Source organism: Bacillus stercoris (assembly GCF_029772985.1).
Taxonomy (GTDB): Bacteria; Bacillota; Bacilli; order Bacillales; family Bacillaceae; genus Bacillus; species Bacillus stercoris.
This window is the reverse complement of the sequence record NZ_CP121861.1, coordinates 4,174,411-4,192,500: the sequence shown is the minus strand read 5'-3', so window position 1 is coordinate 4,192,500 and position 18,090 is coordinate 4,174,411. Positions and strand designations below refer to the sequence as shown.

At 43.3% G+C, this 18,090-nt stretch carries 14 protein-coding genes and 2 rRNA genes (1 of these 16 only partly in view); 7 read left to right on the top strand and 9 right to left on the bottom strand.

Annotated elements, in window-relative coordinates; translation table 11 throughout:
• A 23S ribosomal RNA gene (locus QA442_RS21585) occupies window positions 1-224 on the top strand; it begins 2,705 nt to the left of the window's first position.
• A gap of 54 nt (window positions 225-278) precedes the next feature.
• Window positions 279-394: ribosomal RNA gene (gene rrf / locus QA442_RS21580) — 5S ribosomal RNA — on the top strand.
• 37 nt (window positions 395-431) lie between these two features.
• Here the strand turns inward: rrf and QA442_RS21575 are convergent.
• Window positions 432-1,655, bottom strand: coding sequence for an MFS transporter (locus QA442_RS21575; RefSeq protein WP_095431147.1), 1,224 nt, complete (start codon window positions 1,653-1,655; stop codon window positions 432-434).
• A gap of 268 nt (window positions 1,656-1,923) precedes the next feature.
• On the opposite strand from QA442_RS21575, the gene QA442_RS21570 reads away from it, so the two are divergent.
• From QA442_RS21570 to QA442_RS21550, 5 genes are all read left to right on the top strand, one after another.
• Window positions 1,924-3,192 carry an aspartate aminotransferase family protein gene (locus tag QA442_RS21570; protein ID WP_040084377.1) on the top strand — a complete coding sequence of 423 codons (1,269 nt, stop codon included), beginning with the start codon at window positions 1,924-1,926 and terminating at the stop codon, window positions 3,190-3,192.
• A complete protein-coding gene (locus QA442_RS21565; RefSeq protein WP_095431148.1) occupies window positions 3,189-4,139 on the top strand; it encodes an inositol monophosphatase family protein in 951 nt (316 codons plus the stop codon). The genes QA442_RS21570 and QA442_RS21565 overlap by 4 nt, the downstream gene beginning before the upstream one ends.
• Window positions 4,114-5,160, top strand: coding sequence for a zinc-dependent alcohol dehydrogenase (locus tag QA442_RS21560; protein ID WP_095431149.1), 1,047 nt, complete (start codon window positions 4,114-4,116; stop codon window positions 5,158-5,160). Before QA442_RS21565 ends, QA442_RS21560 begins: the two co-directional genes overlap by 26 nt.
• Before the next feature lie 241 nt (window positions 5,161-5,401).
• Window positions 5,402-6,838, top strand: a complete 1,437-nt coding sequence (locus QA442_RS21555; RefSeq protein ID WP_103749861.1) for a SulP family inorganic anion transporter — start codon at window positions 5,402-5,404, stop codon at window positions 6,836-6,838.
• Between the two features lie 145 nt (window positions 6,839-6,983).
• Window positions 6,984-7,904, top strand: coding sequence for a bile acid:sodium symporter family protein (locus tag QA442_RS21550; protein WP_279474528.1), 921 nt, complete (start codon window positions 6,984-6,986; stop codon window positions 7,902-7,904).
• A gap of 8 nt (window positions 7,905-7,912) precedes the next feature.
• Here the strand turns inward: QA442_RS21550 and QA442_RS21545 are convergent, their stop codons facing one another.
• From QA442_RS21545 to amiE, 8 genes are all read right to left on the bottom strand, one after another.
• A complete protein-coding gene (locus QA442_RS21545) occupies window positions 7,913-8,665 on the bottom strand; it encodes an alpha/beta hydrolase (protein ID WP_069839720.1) in 753 nt (250 codons plus the stop codon).
• On the bottom strand, window positions 8,662-9,672 hold the full coding sequence (gene feuC, locus QA442_RS21540; RefSeq protein WP_095431151.1) for an iron ABC transporter permease FeuC: 1,011 nt from the start codon (window positions 9,670-9,672) through the stop codon (window positions 8,662-8,664). The genes QA442_RS21545 and feuC overlap by 4 nt, the downstream gene beginning before the upstream one ends.
• Window positions 9,665-10,669 (bottom strand): FecCD family ABC transporter permease, encoded by a 1,005-nt coding sequence (locus QA442_RS21535; RefSeq protein WP_014662557.1) that lies wholly within the window; start codon window positions 10,667-10,669, stop codon window positions 9,665-9,667. The genes feuC and QA442_RS21535 overlap by 8 nt, the downstream gene beginning before the upstream one ends.
• A gap of 18 nt (window positions 10,670-10,687) precedes the next feature.
• Window positions 10,688-11,641, bottom strand: coding sequence for an iron ABC transporter substrate-binding protein FeuA (feuA, locus tag QA442_RS21530; protein ID WP_095431152.1), 954 nt, complete (start codon window positions 11,639-11,641; stop codon window positions 10,688-10,690).
• An 89-nt stretch (window positions 11,642-11,730) separates the two neighbouring features.
• Complete coding sequence (gene btr, locus QA442_RS21525) at window positions 11,731-13,320, bottom strand: bacillibactin transport transcriptional regulator Btr (protein WP_095431153.1); 1,590 nt, start codon at window positions 13,318-13,320, stop codon at window positions 11,731-11,733.
• Window positions 13,321-13,510: 190 nt separating this feature from the next.
• The gene (locus tag QA442_RS21520; RefSeq protein ID WP_095431154.1) at window positions 13,511-14,755 is read right to left on the bottom strand and encodes an exo-beta-N-acetylmuramidase NamZ family protein; all 1,245 of its coding nucleotides are present in this window, start codon (window positions 14,753-14,755) and stop codon (window positions 13,511-13,513) included.
• Between the two features lie 13 nt (window positions 14,756-14,768).
• Window positions 14,769-16,697: a beta-N-acetylhexosaminidase gene (nagZ, locus tag QA442_RS21515; protein WP_069839724.1), complete on the bottom strand. Its 1,929-nt coding sequence runs from the start codon at window positions 16,695-16,697 to the stop codon at window positions 14,769-14,771.
• 27 nt (window positions 16,698-16,724) lie between these two features.
• Window positions 16,725-18,050, bottom strand: a complete 1,326-nt coding sequence (amiE, locus tag QA442_RS21510) for an N-acetylmuramoyl-L-alanine amidase (protein ID WP_069839725.1) — start codon at window positions 18,048-18,050, stop codon at window positions 16,725-16,727.
• Between the last annotated feature and the right edge of the window lie 40 nt (window positions 18,051-18,090).

Sequence of the window (18,090 nt, the reverse complement as noted above, 5' to 3'; positions counted from 1 at the left end):
CGCACCGCTGGTGTACCAGTTGTTCTGCCAAGGGCATCGCTGGGTAGCTATGTGCGGACGGGATAAGTGCTGAAAGCATCTAAGCATGAAGCCCCCCTCAAGATGAGATTTCCCATTCCGCAAGGAAGTAAGATCCCTGAAAGATGATCAGGTTGATAGGTCTGAGGTGGAAGTGTGGCGACACATGGAGCTGACAGATACTAATCGATCGAGGACTTAACCACATTTTGAATGATGTCATACCTGTTATCTAGTTTTGAGAGAACACTCTCAATTTGTTTGGTGGCGATAGCGAAGAGGTCACACCCGTTCCCATACCGAACACGGAAGTTAAGCTCTTCAGCGCCGATGGTAGTCGGGGGTTTCCCCCTGTGAGAGTAGGACGACGCCAAGCAAGCTTAAACCCAGCTCATCGAGCTGGGTTTTTTGTTTTATATCTGTACCGGTTTGTTTTCGTCGGTATCCATTTTATTGAGCTTTCTGCTTTTTAAGTTCTCTAACATTTTTAATACCAATACAATCCCAAGCATGATCAACATGAGCGTTGTAAATAACCAAAATGCAGTTTGTACGGGAAACTCATCTAGACTCCATCCGACTGCGATTGGCAGGATAGAGCCGCCTAATCCATTGGCAGCGAGCAGCATGCTTGTCGTTTGTTCGGTTTTTCCAGGGTAAAATTGATTAGTGATAATTAAAGCAATGGCGAACATGCCGGCCATAAATAATCCTAAGAAGAAACAAAGAACAAACCCAGCAAAAGCTGTTTTGCTGATTGCCAAAATACAGAGTGAAATGAGGCCGCCGATATTTATCAGCCTAAGATAACGATGATAGGTTAATTTTTCGGAAACCGGCCCGGTCAGTAAACGGCCGATGATCATACCTATCCAATATATTGTTACCGTAATGGTCGCTAAGGAGTTTGAAATATCCCATTTCTCAGCAAAGATAGAAGGGATAAAGTGAACAATTGATACTTCACTGCCTCCATAAAAAAAGAAGTAAGCAGCTGCTAAACAAATAAACAGTAAGCCATGCTTTCGAAAACTTGTAGGTGCTTGGTGCTTTCCATCGGCCGAGGTGTCTGTTTGACGAATGAGTAAATCGTCTAAACTGCCAAAACTCATCCGGCTCCAAACAACCATTAAAAGAAATGAACTTACCCCTAATACAAGAAAAGCCAATGCCCATACATGATTGCTGATTAAAAAACCAGACAGCAATGGCATGAAAAGTGCCCCTAAACCGTATGCTACTTCCATCTTACTCATGGCGATTGCTTGTTTTTCTTTAATTGCTGTTAGGATGATTGTTCCTACACAGGATTCTACCAGCCCTGCTCCAAGTCCAGCCATACTGACAAGAAGAAAGAGCAGCGGCCATGGAGGAAGGAAATAAATAAACAACTCGCAGCTGATCATGGCTAGCCCAATTACAACGACTTTTCTGCGTCCCATTCTTTTTACAGCATAAGGCATCCCTAATACGCCGATTAAAAACCCCATAAATTGTGAAAAAACTAATACACCGCCATTACTGTAGCTTTGGGCGTAATGGGAAAGTAATTCCGGCAGGACGGCTCCAAGTATAACGAGAGTAAAGGCGATCGATCCATAAGATAAACATCCAATCCACAGTAAACGAGTTTTCATTCATTAATCTCCTTTGATAAAAATAATACTCTCTACAATTTTTATGATAGGACTGGCAGCAAAATAAGCGTTTATGTAGTTTATATTTAGTTTTTTACAATAAATCCATTTATTTCTATCATAACATAAGCTATTTAAATAGGAACCCCCTATGCAAACGTTAACAAATAATTAACAATTTTTACTATTTATCTAGTTGACATTAATTTCTAGAATTTATACGATGATTAACGAGTTTTACATATTTTATTAAATAGGGGTGTTGATAGTGGGGACTAAAGAAATTACGAATCCAGACAGTTTGTATTACAAAGTGGATGATGTTGTCATGGAAAGAGGAGAAGGCATTTATTTATACGACTCAGAGGGCAATGAGTATATTGATTGTGCTTCTGCTACTTTCAACTTGAATTTGGGTTATACCAATAAAGAAGTTATTGATACAGTCAAAGAACAGGCTGACCAGCTGATACATGTCACTTCATCCTACCAAACCAACGCCGTTAATAAACTAGCTGAAAAACTTGTAGAAATCTCCCCCGACAATCTCACGAAAGTTCACCCCAAAGTCAGCAGCGGTTCTGCCGCGAATGAAGGAGCTATCAAAATGGCTCAAAACTATTCAGGGAAAACAGATGTCATTTCTTTATTCCGAAGCCATCTTGGCCAAACGTATATGATGTCTGCGTTATCCGGAAATTCGTTTCGAAGAGAGCCGTTTCCCCCTCAGTTTTCTTTTGGCTTGCAGGTGCCTGACCCCTATTGCAACCGGTGTTTTTACAATCAGAAACCAGATTCATGCGGAATGCTTTGTGTAGAAAGAATTAATGACTTTATCGAATATGCGAGCAACGGAAAAATTGCCGCGATGATTATTGAACCGATCTCCGGTAATGGAGGAAACATCGTTCCGCCTAAGGAATACTTTAAGCAATTAAGAAAGCTCTGTGATGAGCATGATATCGCGCTTATTTTTGATGAAATTCAAACTGGATTCGGCCGTACAGGCAAGATGTTTGCCGCTGATTACTTTGATGTGAAACCGAATATGATGACGGTCGCAAAAGGTTTGGGCGGCACGGGGTTCCAGGTTGCCGCTACACTTACAGAGGATAAGTACATGGGATTAGCCGGCCATAATCACTCATTTACTTATGGTTCAAATGTGATGGCCTCGGCAGCGGCTTGTAAGACCATCGAAATCATGCAGCGTCCTGGCTTCTTAGAAAATGTAACAATTGTCGGGAATTACATTATGGATTCTTTAGAGCACATGAAGAAAGAATTTACCTTTATTGCTGACGTCAGAGGCGTAGGTTTGATGATCGGCGTTGAAATTGTAAAAGAGAATAATGAGCCTGATGTAGAACTGACCAATTATATTGCAAAACGGGCTATGGATTATGGGTTAATTTTACGTACTTCCCGTTACGGATTCGGAAATGTATTTAAAATCCGTCCGCCTCTCACGATTACGCTTAGTGAGGCTGAGGTGCTTTGTTTCAAACTTCGTAAGCTATTGGAGGATATCAAGTGAAAGAATATATTATAGAGCTTGGAAAATTTGTTTATGAGGAAGTAAAGGGACAGAAAGGGACACTGAAAAACCGGTTAGTTAACGGGTATTCCCCAGGCGGAGATGCACAGTTTAACATTGATGCGGCTGCTGAGAATGCAGTGCTGGATTATGTGCAAAGCAAAAAGGAGTCAGTCGCGTTTTATACGGAAGATGGGGGATTGAAGATATTTGGAGACAATCCTCAATATATTTTGATTGTTGATCCGATTGACGGTACGCGTCCGGCAGCTGCAGGTCTTGAAATGTCTTGTATCTCTATCGCATTAGCTGCGTACAAGCCTGCCGCAAAAATTAAGGATATTGAATTTGCTTTTCTGCTAGAGCTGAAAACAGGAGCCTATATGTACGCGGATGTTTATTCTGAGGGGATCTATTATGAAGGCTATCGTGGCACCCTGCCAAATCTGAGCAAGGTGGAAGACATTAAACATATGTTTTGGAGCCTTGAGTTTAATGGGCATCCCTCGCATCTGATGATTGATGCGTACGGTCATTTGATAGATCAGTCAGCGAATAATGGAGGCGTTTTTGTTTTCAATAGCGCTTCATATTCTATCTCCAGAATTATCACAGGGCAGATGGATGCCTATGTGGATATCGGCAATCGTTTATTAAAGGACGATCCTGCGCTGCTAAAAGATTTTCAGGCTGTAGGAAATGGGCAGGTTTTGCATCTGTTTCCTTATGATATTGCCGCAAGTGTGTTTTTGGCGAAAAAAGCGGGTGTTGTCATTACTGACGCGTATGGAAAGTCCTTGGATGACACACTTCTGACGGATCTTAGCTACAATAACCAGCAGTCATGCATCGCCGCGTCAACGAAGGAGCTGCATCAGAAGCTGCTGGATCAAATTCGCTGGGACAGAAAGGAAGAGACATATGAAAGCGTTGGTCTGGACTCCTAATGAACGGCTGGAATTGCAAGAAGTAGAAGAACCTCAAATTAAAAAAATGAACGATGTAAAAGTAAGAATATACGGGACAGGCATCTGCGGAACGGATCTAAATGTTCTAAAAGGGAAGATGCGTGCGACTCACGGTATGATCCTTGGTCATGAATCCGTGGGCGTGGTGACAGAAACAGGACCTGAGGTTAAAAACGTTAAGCCTGGTGATCGTGTTGTGATCGATCCGACTCAGTTTTGCGGGAAGTGTTATTATTGCAGAAAAGGTTTAACTTGTTATTGTGAAACATTTGAAGACTGGCAGCTGGGATTAGGGGCACATGGCACATTTGCCGATTATTATGTGGGCGAGGACCGATTTATGTATAAAATCCCGGACGCTATGGAATGGGAACGAGCCACTTTAATTGAGCCGCTTTCTTGTGTGTTAAATGTGATTGAGCGGGCTGCTATCAAACCTGACGATTCTGTACTGGTATTAGGTTCAGGGCCGATTGGACTACTTGTTCAAATCATGGTAAAAAAACTCGCTAGGCTGACAGTTGCGACGGAGGTTGGTGAGTACCGTTCAGAAGCGGCGCGCCGAATATCTGACTATGTTTATCAGCCTCAAGATTTAACGGTAGATGAGGTCAAACGGATTAACCAAGGGAGAACATTTGACGTGATCTTTGACGCGATCGGTAATCAGCTTGAATGGGCATATCCATTAATTAACAAGGGCGGAAGACTTGTGCCTATGGGATTTGATGATACGTATGAGATGAAAATCAGGCCTTTCCAGCTGCTTTCTAACGGTGTGACGATTGTTGGAACCGGAGAGGCGCGCCAAATTATGGAGGATGCGGTATCATGTGCTGCGGACATGCCTCAGCTTTCTGAATTAATTACGGAGAAAACTCCGCTTGAGAACTACGAGGCTGCCATCCAGGAATTGATGGGTATAGGTGCGTTGCCAAATGAGAGAAAAGATATTACTGCCATTAAAACGATTCTTGTGTCTCATCCGGATATGATATAATCCAGCGAAATGGCTCAGACTATGTTTGAGCCATTTTTTTCTTCAGCATTCATCTTGCGTAATTGATGAAAATTTATTATGATACTTTGTATGACAACTCCTTGCCTCAATACAATATACTCAACGTTTCCCCGTTTTCCCCGGTCGTTTTTCTTTCATTTTTCTCCCGTAAAATAAAAAAAGCTCCCAATACAATAGATATGGTGCGGATTTATTTTTTTATAAGAAGGAGTCGTTATATTTGAATAATAGTTTTACATTACAACAGCAATGGTTCGGGAATATCCGAAAAGACATTCTTGCTGGCATTTTAGTTGCGTTAGCATTAATTCCTGAGGCGATCGGCTTTTCTATTATAGCCGGTGTGGATCCGATGGTCGGTCTATATGCGTCATTTTGTATAGCCATTATTATTTCTATTTTTGGCGGAAGACCTGGCATGATTTCAGCTGCGACTGGTTCAATGGCAGTCGTTATGGTGTCGCTCGTTGCTGATCATGGGCTTCAGTATTTATTTGCGGCAACGATTTTGACAGGCATTATTCAGGTGATTTTAGGTATCAGTAAAATAGCGAGATTAATGAAATTCATCCCGCGTTCTGTCATGATCGGGTTTGTAAATGCGCTGGCGATCCTTATCTTCTCTGCGCAGCTTCCTCAGTTTGAAGGTGCTTCTTGGAGTATGTATGCGATGCTTGCCGGGTCGCTGGTTATTATTTATGTGCTTCCGAGGTTTACGACTGCTGTTCCGTCCCCGCTTGTTGCGATCATTGTGATGACAATTATTGCGGTCACTTTCCATGTGGATGTGCGGACGGTTGGTGATATGGGCAATATTTCTAGTTCATTGCCGCATTTCTTAATTCCCGATGTTCCGTTAACCTTTGACACACTGCAAATTATTTTTCCTTATTCGATTGCTTTAGCGTTTGTAGGGTTGCTTGAATCGTTGCTGACAGCACAGATTATTGATGAAATGACGGATACGGACAGTGATAAAAATAAAGAGAGCCGAGGACAGGGAATTGCGAATATCGTGACCGGATTCTTTGGCGGCATGGCAGGCTGTGCTATGATCGGACAATCTGTCATTAACACAAAAGCGGGCGGGCGCGGACGTTTGTCAGCATTTGTGGCTGGTGCTTTTCTGATGTTTTTAATTGCGGTGTTAAGTCATGTCGTGGTGAAAATCCCAATGGCTGCGTTAGTGGCTGTAATGGTTATGGTGTCTGTCGGCACATTTGATTGGTCTTCTTTGAAAGGACTCAAAAAAGCGCCGCTCACGGACTCGATTGTCATGGTTGTGACTGTGATAACGGTTGTTGTGACGGATGACCTATCTAAGGGTGTATTTGTCGGCGTTCTTTTAAGTGCCGTGTTCTTTGTGGCAAAAATCTCGAAGCTGAAAATCGTTTCTCATGCAGAGGATCAAAAGCTTAGAACCTATCAAGTGAAGGGGCAAATCTTTTTTGCGTCAGTGACGGATCTTGCAAATGCGTTTATTTATCAAGAGGATATTGAGCGGGTCGTGATTGACTTAACTGAAGCTCATGTATGGGATGATTCTGGAGCGGCAGCACTTGATAAGATTGTTGCGAAGTTTAAAGAACAAGGCATTGAAGCCGAGTTAAAAGGTTTGAATAAAGCGAGTAAGTCTCTAATGAAACAGATGGCATAAAATAGGGAAGCCCAGATTAACGAGATCTGGGCTTTTTTATATAACATACGGTTAAGCAGCATTGATATAATAGAGAGAAGAGAAATTTAAAATAGGGGACTTGCATATGATGCTTCAGAAGCTGAACCGTGTATTGGGGAGGGTGATGCCGCTTTTAACCCCGACTAGTGTGGTGTTGGGCGTGCTGCTGTCTCAATTTTTAAATGGATATGAAAGCGCAGTGCCTTGGATCTTTGCTTTTATTACGTTTACAGGCAGTTTAAGCGCGAACTTTCAATCTTTGAGACATGCATTATCTCATCCTCTCCCTATGATTCTTGCACTATTTGTTCTTCATATTTTTATGCCGCTTTTTGCTTGGGGCAGCGGCCATCTTATCTTTAAAGGCGACCCTTTAACGATCACTGGTTTAACGTTGGCTGTCGTAATTCCTACTGGGATTACAAGCTTGATTTGGGCAGCGATGTACAAAGGGAATGTCGGTTTGACGCTTTCGATTATTTTAGTTGATACTGTGCTGTCACCGCTAATCGTACCGCTGAGCCTTTCATTGCTGGTCGGCGCTCAGGTTCATATGGACGTGTGGGGAATGATGAAAGGCCTGATTGTAATGGTCGTGATTCCTTCTTTTCTGGGCATGCTGTTTAATCAGCTGTCATCTCCTGAACGAACTGCATCTGTGAGCAGCGCGCTGTCGCCTTTTTCAAAGCTTTGCTTGATGGCAGTGATTGCGATTAACAGTTCAGCGATTGCTCCTTATTTCAAAGCCATTGATTTGAGATTTGCAGGAATAGCTGTAACGGTCTTCTTTATCGCGTTAACAGGCTATGCCGCTGCTTGGCTGATCGGAAAAATGATGAAAAGGCGCCAAGAGGAAATAGTCTCTCTTATATTTACGGGAGGCATGAGGAATATCAGTGCCGGCGCAGTTCTTGCCGTTACGTTCTTCCCGTCTCAGGTTGCCGTTCCTGTTGTGATCGGCATGCTGTTCCAGCAGATATTGGCTGCTTTGTTTGGCTATATGCTGAATCGTTTTGAATTAAAACCAGTGTTGCAGAAAGCATAAAAAACCGCTCATAGGATTGAGCGGTTTTTTCCATATAGCCATTCAAGCGCGGTAATGAACTGTTTGCAAAAATACTTGCGGTGGTGCACCGCCCCTTTTTCAATTGAAAGACAAAGCTGGTCTTCAGTGAAGCCTTTTTCTTTTAAACTTTGGTGAACTTGCTTTGTTTTTTTCAGCATATGCCGCTGAATGGATTGTTTTCCACGGCCTTCTTCACTGCCGACAGACATGAAAATACGCGCAGTGCCGGGTGTTAAAGAAGAAATATGAATGGTTTCCGCTGCGTTCTCGTACCAGTATGAACCTGAGATAGAACCTATTTTCCCAAACACTGACGGATACTTTAATAAGGCGAACATTGAGATGAGGCCGCCTAATGAGGCACCGATCATTCCTCTTGTTTGCGGTTTCCTGGCGACGTTCCAGTTTTCTTCGATAAACGGAATGAACCGGTTTGTCATGTCAGACAGATAGTCATACCCCATGCCTCCGAAGTCCGGGAATCGATCACTGAGTGATGCAGCCGGCCATGGCGTGTATTCGTCAAGCCGATTTTCAGGTTCGATACCAATTAGTACAAGTTGAGGGAGCCTTTGCTGTTGAAATATGCTTTCTAATAATTCAATTTGGCCGTGAAACAAAGAATGGCCATCTTGCACATAAACAGCAGGGAATTCCCCGCTATCTGCGCTGTAGGAAGGAGGGAGGTACAGCGTGAACCTCCTGTTGCCGGCTTTGTGTTCTGAAAGAGATCCTTTCAAGCATTCTCCCCCTTTTTTTGCTTAAAAAGCAAATATAAGAAATAAGGAACACCGAGGATCGCCAAAATGATGCCTGCGGGCACTTCCGCGGGCTGAAAAAACAGTTTTCCTGCAAAGTCTGCGCTTATCACAAGCAGCATCCCGATTAAACCGCTCAGTGGCAGGATATAGCGATGTTCGACGCCGGACAGCCTCCGTGAAATATGGGGAGCAATTAAGCCGACAAACGCCATGCTGCCCGCTACGGAGACACAGGCACTGATGATTGCGACACAGGCGACGAGCAGAATGGTTTTTTCTTTATTTGATGAAATGCCAAGGCTTCTGACTGTGTCTTCATCAAAACGAATGGTGTCGAGCAAGCGGGATTTGGCAATAAGAATCGGTATAAACAGCAGCATCCACGGAAGAACGGCTGTGATATACGTCCAGTTGGCAGACCAGATGCTTCCGTTTTTCCACACCATGGCCATTTGATAGTCTTGCGGGTCCATTTTTAATGATAAAAACAAAGAAAGGGCGCTGAATCCTGAATTGATCGCGATTCCTACCAGAATAATTCTTCCTGAATCTAAATTGCCTCTGTGCCATGCAAATATGTAAATCAGGAGCGCCGCGATGAGCCCGCCTATCAATCCAAAGAGCGGCATCCCCATCGCTGCAGCTATGGATGTCACTTCCTTCTGGCCTTGGAACCAGAGCATAAACGCCACAATACCGGCTCCTGCCCCTGCGTTGATTCCGAGAATTCCCGGGTCAGCAAGCCCGTTTCTTGTGATGGCCTGGATGACAGCGCCTGCAATGCCAAGACCGAGTCCGATTATAGCAGCCATGACAACCCTCGGAAGTCTTAGATCGAACAGCAAAATTTCATACTGCGGATTCGGATCGATTTGAAAAAGAGTGGAGAGCAGCTCAGCCGGACGAACAGAAAATGATCCGCTCGTTAAGCTGAAATAGCTGACAACGAGAATCAAAACGATGAACAATGCATATTTTTTAGCCATTTTGCTCCCCTCCTTTTCGTTTAATCAAATAAAGGAAGAAAGGTACGCCGATAATGGATGTTACGACCTCAATCGGTGTTTCAAACGGATAGTTGATAAATCGGCTTGCGAGATCACACAGGGTTAAAAAGATTCCGCCCAAAATACAGGAACACGGAATCAGCCTGCTGTAATCAGAGCCGACGAGAAATCTCGTGATATGAGGAACAACCAAACCAACAAACGCAATTTTTCCGGCCAGCGCTACGGCACTGCCGGTTAAAATAATGACGGAAAGCATCGCCATGATTTTTATTGTTTTTTTCTTTTGGCCCAGACTTTTAGAAATGTCATCGCCTAAGGATACGGCAGTCACCTTTTTGCTGAGAGACATGGCCATTATGATGCCAATCAGGAAAAACGGAGCGGCAAGCTTCAGGAAATCCGGACTCATTTGATGAAGTCTGGCACTGTACCAGAAACTGAGATCCTGAGAAATTTGAAAATAAATCGACATGGCCGCTGATAAACTGCTGAGCAGCATGCTTGTGACTGTGCCGATGATGGCGAGCTGCACGGGGGTAAATCCGTTCGGCATCATGGCGGCAAGGCCGAATACTAACACAGCCCCTAACGCTGAGCCGATAAAAGAATAAATGATCATTTCAATCGACGATGATTGCGGGAGCAGAACCATACAGAGCGTGATGATAAACGCGGAACCATCTGAAACGCCCATAATGGAGGGCGAAGCTAAATAATTGCGCGTAATGCCTTGCATAAGCGCTCCAGAAACAGCAAGGGCTGCCCCTATGAGCAGAGCGCCGGCAGCCCTTGGAATCCGAGAATGCCATATAATTTGATGGTCTGTGTTTCCCGGATCGAAATGAATAAGAGATGTAAAAACAATATCTGTGCTAAGATGCTTTGCCCCATAAAGGATTGAAAGCAAAAGCGACAGTGCTATAGCAAATGGAGAAGTAATCAATATGATACGTGTCCACTGTTTTGAATACATACAAAAACCTACTCTGAATTAGTTTTGTGTCAATTTTTCAGCAGCCGCTTTCAGGAAACGGACTTTGCTCCAAGCTGTGCCGCCTTGTGCGAGAGGGTCCACTGAGTTGACATACACATGATCTTCTTTGACTGCTTTCAGGCTTTTCCAGATTGGATTTTTCTCCAGATCTTTTAAGGCATCAGGTTTGTCTGCATTTTCATCATCAGAAAATTGGACGAAGATATGATCTGGGTTCATTTCACTTAATTTTTCTAATGAAATCAGCTCTTGCGCTTTTGCAGCTTTTACTTCGCTCGGCGCCTTAAGGCCTAAATCACCGTATAGCGTGGAGTTGAAATACACCTGTTCAGGGTAAATGTAAATGTTGCCTTGTCTGATTCTGATGACAAGCGCTTTTGAATCTTTCGCTTTATTATTGATTTTAGTTTTTGTTTCTTTTAGATCCTGTTCATAATCTGCAATGATTTTTTTCGCTTTTTTCTCTTTTCCAGTCAGCTGGGCAAGCAGCATCATGTTTTCTTTCCAGTTTGAAGAGATATGAGAAACTGGGATCGTTGTGCCGGCTGTGCTTATTTTTTGCAGTGTTTTTTCTGGGAATTTTGTTGAAGCAAGGATGACGTCTGGCTTCATTTCTAAAATCTTTTCAATGTTTGGCTCCATTTTTTCTCCGGTTGATTGGGCTTTATCAGTAATATCTTTGAACATATCAGGGAATTTGCCTGAGAATGAAATCGCGCCTTGCGGGTGAACATCAAGCAGTTTGGCATCTTCCATTGATTCAACGCTTCCCGTAATGGCAATTTTGTCTGTCGGTACAGTTACTTCATATGTTTTATCCAGGTATTCAATTTTCTTCTTCTCCGATGCTGTGCCGCTTGCCTTGCTGTCGGTCGATTCGTTTTTGCTGCCGCAGGCTGCTGCCGTCAGCGCGAGAAGCAAGATTAATAAGGTTAGAGATATTTTTTTCATCTATAGGGCCTCCTGTCAATTGATAACTATTATCAATTAGAATTATAGAGAATGAATAGATATAACACCATGGACAAATTTCTGATTTATCATGGACAATCTCCGGATAGTAAAGAAATAGTTTGCTGAACGATGCGTTCGTGCCCGCAAGCTGAGTATTCATTCCATGGGTCAAGGGATAGAAGATAAACACGGTTATTCTTTACGGCGCTTAGGTTCTGCCATGCTTCTGTCAGCTGTAATTGCTGATAATAGGCTATGGTCTCTGGTTCTTTAAAAAGAAAAAGCATCATGCAGTCAGCTTGGTAATTTGCGATATTTTCTAACGGAATCGCTTGCTCTGAAGGTGTGTCAGCTGTTTTTGCCGAGCTGAATCCTAAATCTCCAAAGAAAACTTCGCGGACGCTTCGGTTATGTGCCAGATAGAAGTTTTGCTTATGCAGCCTCAAAAAGAGAAAACGCAGCCCTTGAACGTGCTGAAGTGTTTTTTTGGCGGCTGTTGTCTGCCGGTCATAAGCCGCGAGCCACTTTTCTGCTTCGGATTCTTCCTTTAAAAATGAGGCCGTTTGCAGAAAGTGGGTTCTCCAGCTTTCTTCTGAAGGAAGGTACATGACTTCTGCGATGCGATTCAGGTGATATTGTTCTTCCGGAGAAATAGAATCCATGCTGACAATCACATCTGGTTCTGCCTGCGATAATGTGTACAGGTTTTCTTCCCACTTTTCATTAAAGCGGTATGCACTGAGCTGGACGGGTATATCTGTCGAATAATGCTGATAGTAGTAAGACGTCCATTTCGGATGCAGAGCAGCGGCAAAGGGTATGTGATGAAGAGGAATGAGATGGCCCATTGTCCCCCTTCCATAAGCGGCGATCTTTTTTCGTCGTTTTTTCATATAGCTTGTAGGTGAACACCCTGTATATTTTTTAAAGATTCTGCTGAAATAAAATTCATCTTGATAACCGGATTGGTGAGCGATTTCTTTCAATTTGCAGTTTGATTTTGCCATGAGCTGTTTCGCTTTGGTGATTCTTGTGTTCGTAATAAATTCTGTTACGCTCTGTCCAGTCCATTTTTTAAAGCTTTCGCTGTAGTGTTTGGCGCTGATTCCTGCGATTTGTGACAGCTTGGCAAGGGTGATTTTTGAATGGGCATGGGTTTCGATATAGTGTTTTGTTTTTTCGATTGCTGAATGTGTATCCGTTTGCTCAGATAAACTGGCAGTAAAGAGGTCATAAATCAGGCTTTGTACTTCAATCACGCATTTAAGCTGAGAAAGCTGAGACGATTCATTCCATAGTGTTGCAAGCTCTTGAAGCCGGACTGCAAGGTTTTCGATATGCGAAACATTCACAAGCTTCAGTTTGGCTAATTCTGATTCTGCGCATGGTGTGAACATATCTTGGCCGTTTTCCTTGATATAGCTTTGAAGCCTGATCAGACAGGCATCTATATGTCCATTGGCTGCTGGTGTAAAGCCAAAGGTCTCGTTAGGCGGGCAAACATAAAGTGTCTTTTTTTGCAGAGGATTGGTGTTTGTTCCGATCGAAATATGGCCGTTTCCTTTTAAATGAAAGATCAGAACGAATGAATCGGCTAATTGCTGTTCTGAGAAGAGATCACTTGTTTTTTTTAGATATTCAATTTGTATGGGTTGATAAATCACTGCGTTTGGCAAGAGTAGACCACCTTTTCAGAAACTTTCAATTGATAATCATTTTCAATAAAGATTGTACCAAATAAATGAAAGTTTTCCTATATAAAGCGGGTGGGTTTTTAGCACGAAAAAAACCCTTACTCGTGTGTGAAAGTAAGGGTCTTTCGTTCAGTAAGAATATGTTACACGTGTAACATACGATGCTTACGCCTTAATAAATGAGATATTTTTTTCTTGTTTTGCTGAATTGTTGGAGTGTTTTTTCATAGCTGTCTATGATGTCTTCAATAGAAGTTCCATTTTCGATTTTTGTCCTGATCCAGCCGTTGCCTGCCAGTTTATCGAATGAACCTGTTGAGAGGAATTCAAAATCCTCAGGATAGAGATCGTGTATGGTTTTAATGACTGAGAGACCTGTTTTAACGGCTTCAAACTTATCTCTGTCTGTCACATAGAGCTGCACACCGTGGCAAAGCGTTCCTTGATGTTTAGAAAACGTTGGGGTAAAGGATGCTGCCCTAAATGTCACGCCCGGCAAATGGAGGCTGTTTAATGTTTCTTCAAGCTCTGTGCTTTTGATAAAGGGAGCTCCGATCAATTCGAATGGTTTTGTTGTCCCTCGCCCTTCAGATATATTTGTTCCTTCAATCAGCCCGGTTGCAGGATAAACAAATGTGCTTTCCACTGTCGGCATGTTAGGCGAAGGGAGGACAAAAGGCAATCGGGTATCGTCAAAATCCATTTTTCGTTTCCAGTGTTTCATTTTTACCACTGTTAGATCGGCATCAATGTCAAACTCTTTGTTGAACAATATAGCCAATTCGCCTATCGTCATCCCATGCTTTAACGGAATGGGATACAATCCGACAAATGAGGCGTATTCAGGTTCTAAGATTGGTCCTTCAATATGATTTCCGCCTTGAGGATTCGGGCGGTCCAGCACCATAAACGGAATGCCGTTTTCTTTAGCGGCTTCCATTGCGTATGCCATTGTATAAATGTACGTGTAGAAACGGGTCCCGACATCCTGAATATCAAATAGTAGAATATCAACATTTTTCAGCATCTCTGGTGTCGGTTTCTTCGTTTTTCCGTAGAGACTGTATACAGGAACCCCGGTTTTTTCGTCAATGTAAGAGCCTACTTCGTCTCCAGCCTGGGCGTCACCGCGGACGCCGTGTTCAGGGCCGAATAAAGCTGTCAGTTTGATTTCTGGATTCTCGAAAAGTATATCGACACTGCTTTTCAGAGATGCATTTACTCCGGTTGGGTTGGTGATCAGTCCGATTCGTTTTCCCTTGAGCTGTTTTTTATAATCTGGCAAAAGCGTGTCTATACCGGTCTGGACTTTAGGTTTTTTAGCCGTTTGATTCTTTGAATCGGGTGAAGCAGAGGCAGCGGTTATCGTTCCGAACATCATGAGCCCTGTGAGAAAAGCGAATATTGTTTTTCTCATATGTTCCTCCTCATTAAAGCGGTTTTCCCGTTTTGATATTTAAACCGTAGCCAAATGGGTAAAGGGTGTTCCCTGGTTTCGTGACTGACGGAATGTCAACTGGAAGTGTGCCTTTAGGTTTTGTCTGGCCGAATATAGCCATCACTCCGGCCGGAATATTAGGTTGAAGATAACGGCCATTTGTGTATCCTTTAAAGCCATAGACAGCAATCAGTGCCTTTGCTTCTTCAAAATTGGCGGCATCATAGGGATTGCGCAGACTCATTAAGACAAAAGGTTTATTGTGCTGCAGTGCGGCTTTCATGACAGCTCTCGGAAACACGGTAGCCCATTTGCTTGAATCAGATATGGTGTCGTCGATGACACCGTCGTTGACGACAGGGTCATTTTTGACGACATAGGAACCGGTAATGATATAATCAGCCTCTTTTACTTGTTTTTCATGCTCGGCCTTAAATACTTGGTTGGCAAAATTCATTTTGTCGAGAGATACGGGTTTGATTTTCTTACGATTGACGAGATCGCGAATGGTTTGTTCGATTGAAGCAGTTTGTTCTTCGTAAGGTGCCACAATTAAGATTCGGCTGCCTTTTTTGGGCTTGAACGGCAAAGTGTGCTGTTCATTTTTTAATACAGTTACTGCTTTTTCAGCTATTTTTTTCTCTGCTTTCAGGTGCTGCTTGCTTCCTACGATTTTTTGGGCTTTGGCTATTTTTTCTTTTGTACTGTCGTCGTTCCGTGCTGGATACATGCCGCGTTTTATTTTCAGGGAAATGATTCTTTCAACTGATTTGTTGATTTGATGTTCAGGAATGTCTCCGTTTTTCACGGCTTCTTTCAAAGCTTGAATAACACGTGAGAATTTCTGTTCTTCTTTCAATGAAGTAACTGAGGCTGGCATTAATGCCATATCGACACCAGCTTTTACGGCCATGACCACAGCCTCTTCCTGTCCGAAATGATCTGCGATTGCCTTCATATTGAGCGCATCGGTAACGATGACCCCATTAAAGCCCATTTCCTGACGAAGAAGGCCTGTCATCACTTTTTTCGAAAGTGTAGCTGGAACCAAAATGTCCGATCCATCGAGTTTGCTTTTGTATGTGGTGTCGTCAAAGGCAGGGAATTGAACATGGGCTGTCATCACCATATCAGCACCGGCATCAATTGCTTTTTGAAAAGGATAGAGCTCGACCTCTCGAAGCCGTTCTTGATCATGGGAAACGAGCGGCAGTCCATAATGGCTGTCAACGTCCGTGTCTCCATGTCCCGGGAAATGTTTGAGGGCAGAGGCGATATCCTGCCGCTGCAACCCTTTCATCGTGTATAAACCGAGTCGTGATGTCAGTTCTCGATTGGAGCTGAATGACCGTACGCCGATTACAGGATTATCAGGATTATTGTTAATGTCTACGACAGGGCTGAAATCTGTATTGATGCCTAAGGCCGAGAGCTCTTTTCCAATGATGCTGCCGGTCTGATACGCATTGATTCTGCTTCTGGCTGCGCCCAGCGCCATATTCCCTGGGAAATTAGTGCCCTCCCCTAGCCTCGTTACAATGCCGCCTTCCTGATCAATACTAAGCATGAGCGGGATTTTGGGACTTGCCTTTTGGTAAGCGTCTGTCAGCTGGACCGTTTGCTTTGTTGTTTTTACATTTTCTGCAAAAAGAATGACGCCTCCGAATTGATATTTCTTGACGAGGCTGGCGACTTCCTCATTCATTTCCGTAAGGGCTTGCGGTGAGGACTCGCCTTTCTTTTGCCAATTTCTAAAATCAGGCATCAGCATCTGACCGAGTTTTTCATCTAATGACATACGATTGACAATCTGATTGGCATCGATTGAACTTTTAGATGCAGTGGCTTCTTTCTGGTTAGCCACGAGAAAACATGAAAGAAAAAGAACGGCTGAAAGGATAAGCGGAAAGACAGGTTTCATAGAAACTTCCTCCTATCGTCTAATCATTCATTCCATTGCTTCATAAATCGCGGTTATAACGCTTCCATAACTGCCTGTTGGAAATTGATCACCCTCAAAGACGTTGGGATTTTCTTCTGGATCAACAACTGGGGTATGCTTTTTATTTGTTAACAATGCGATGCCTAAATTGTATGCCGGATCAATGATTGTAACTGTCCCCGTCCAGCCTGTATGCCCGTAAGCATTTGCGCTGGCGTAAGGGCCAAACATCCATTCCATGCTTTTGCTTCCGTTCCGTCGCCAGCCAAGAGCGAATGTTGGATCTGTTGCTGAAGGTGCTGTAAACAAGTCAGCTGTTTTCTGATCAAATAAAGAAATGTTTCGGTATGATCCTTTGTTTAACATGACTTGCAGCAGAATGGCCATATCATCTGCATTTGAGAACAATCCGGCATGGCCAGACACGCCATCCATTGAGTAAAACGCTTTTTCATCATGCACTTCTCCTTGCAGCGTGTTTGTGCGTATGTTAGGGAATTGAATAACGCCGTCACGTGTATTGCCCATGCGTTCAGTAGCTGCGAACTGCTTTGGTTTAAAGCCTTTTTGCAGCGGATTGTACAAGGTGTGCTTCAGCTTCAACGGCTTGTAGAGCTCTTGCTCCGCGTAGCCATCAAGCTGTTTTCCGGTGAGTTTTTCGACAATACAGCCGAGGAGCATATACCCAATGTCACTGTATACGTGTTTTGTCCCGGTTTGATAATCGAGCGGAATTTTCGTCAAATATTCAATCGTTTTGTCACGTTCCTGGGAATAGTATTTGCCGGCTTTTTCCGGCGTGTAAAAGTAAAAGCTTGATGGAAGCCCTGATTCGTGCTGAAGAACATCAATGACACGTATCTTGTTTTTTCCTTTTATGGGGTCTCCAGGCTGATCCTTGAAACCAGGCAAATATGCAGAAACTTTTTCATAGACGTCAAGTTTTCCTTGGCTGACTAAGCGCTGCAATGCAAAATTTGTGGCGTACATTTTTGTATTTGAGGCTAAGTCAAACATCGTGCGGGTTTTCATTTTTGCCGGATGGCGCAGCAGCTCTGATCCTTCGTACTTTTTACTGTAGCCGTATGCTTCTTTTTTTATGATGCGTCCATCCTTCACGACGACAAGAACGGCGCCTGGAAATCCTGCTGCAATATCCCGTTCTATCATCTGATCTACCTTCCTTAGCTTCTTCGTCGAGAATTGTGCAGTTGCTGCATTTATGGTTTTCGGCTCAACCAAGCTGTCTGCTGTTTGCGCGAAGGTTTCATTTGGCGCCAATATCGATAGGGTTAAAATGGCACTGAATAACAACAGTGTCTTTGTTTTCACAGGTTATCCCCTTTCTGTGCTTCTATCCCGTTTACTATCC

Coding starts and splice junctions, on each gene's coding strand:
- QA442_RS21535 (WP_014662557.1), bottom strand. CDS start 10,669: ATGTATTCAAAACAGTGGACACGTATCATATTGATTACTTCTCCATTT.
- feuC (WP_095431151.1), bottom strand. CDS start 9,672: ATGGCTAAAAAATATGCATTGTTCATCGTTTTGATTCTCGTTGTCAGC.
- feuA (WP_095431152.1), bottom strand. CDS start 11,641: ATGAAAAAAATATCTCTAACCTTATTAATCTTGCTTCTCGCGCTGACG.
- QA442_RS21560 (WP_095431149.1), top strand. CDS start 4,114: ATGAAAGCGTTGGTCTGGACTCCTAATGAACGGCTGGAATTGCAAGAA.
- QA442_RS21520 (WP_095431154.1), bottom strand. CDS start 14,755: ATGAGAAAAACAATATTCGCTTTTCTCACAGGGCTCATGATGTTCGGA.
- QA442_RS21550 (WP_279474528.1), top strand. CDS start 6,984: ATGCCGCTTTTAACCCCGACTAGTGTGGTGTTGGGCGTGCTGCTGTCT.
- QA442_RS21575 (WP_095431147.1), bottom strand. CDS start 1,655: ATGAAAACTCGTTTACTGTGGATTGGATGTTTATCTTATGGATCGATC.
- nagZ (WP_069839724.1), bottom strand. CDS start 16,697: ATGAAACCTGTCTTTCCGCTTATCCTTTCAGCCGTTCTTTTTCTTTCA.